Genomic DNA, 272 nt, shown 5'->3' with positions numbered 1-272 from the left:
AAGCCCAGCTGAACGCGATCAAGAACCTCGTGGCCGATGACCCGGGACGGGTAGCCCAGGTGGTGAAAGAGTGGATCAACGACGATGAGTGACAATCGAGTTCAAGCCAAGCTCAGCAAGGTCGACAAGGCCGCCATTCTATTGCTCTCGCTGGGGGAAACCGACGCTGCACAGGTGCTGCGCCATCTGGGGCCGAAGGAAGTACAGCGCGTCGGCACTGCCATGGCGCAGATGCGCAATGTGCAGAAGGCGCAGATCGAGCAGGTCATGAG

Annotated in this window: 1 protein-coding gene and 1 pseudogene; both read left to right on the top strand. The window is 59.9% G+C overall.

The annotated features are described in order from the left end of the window. Nucleotides 1-92, top strand: a 92-nt coding sequence (locus tag AAEZ09_RS29615) for a hypothetical protein (protein ID WP_502947605.1), incomplete at its 5' end; no start/stop codon positions are given. Beyond that, a pseudogene (locus AAEZ09_RS28295) lies at nucleotides 85-272 on the top strand (flagellar motor switch protein FliG); the annotation flags it as partial. The gene AAEZ09_RS29615 and the pseudogene AAEZ09_RS28295, both read left to right, overlap by 8 nt.

This window comes from Pseudomonas sp. 65/3-MNA-CIBAN-0223 (assembly GCF_040310425.1).
In the GTDB taxonomy this organism is placed as follows: Bacteria; Pseudomonadota; Gammaproteobacteria; order Pseudomonadales; family Pseudomonadaceae; genus Aquipseudomonas; species Aquipseudomonas gregormendelii.
The sequence above is the reverse complement of the archived record's forward strand: the minus strand, read 5'-3'. Positions and strand labels throughout refer to the sequence as shown.